The organism is Leclercia tamurae (genome assembly GCF_025566055.1).
Classification (GTDB): domain Bacteria; phylum Pseudomonadota; class Gammaproteobacteria; order Enterobacterales; family Enterobacteriaceae; genus Enterobacter; species Enterobacter tamurae.
On sequence record NZ_JAMHKS010000020.1, the window covers coordinates 1 to 261 of the forward strand.

Annotated in this window: 1 rRNA gene; it reads right to left on the bottom strand. The window is 54.0% G+C overall.

Going from position 1 to position 261, the window contains the following annotated elements:
• A 23S ribosomal RNA gene (locus M8318_RS00090) occupies window positions 1-261 on the bottom strand; the annotation flags it as partial.

The window sequence follows — 261 nt, forward strand, 5'->3', positions numbered from 1 at the left end:
GTCTTCCGGCGAGCGGGTTTTTCACCCGCTTTATCGTTACTTATGTCAGCATTCGCACTTCTGATACCTCCAGCAGCCCTCACAGGCCACCTTCGACGGCTTACAGAACGCTCCCCTACCCAACAACACATAGTGTCGCTGCCGCAGCTTCGGTGCATGGTTTAGCCCCGTTACATCTTCCGCGCAGGCCGACTCGACCAGTGAGCTATTACGCTTTCTTTAAATGATGGCTGCTTCTAAGCCAACATCCTGGCTGTCTGT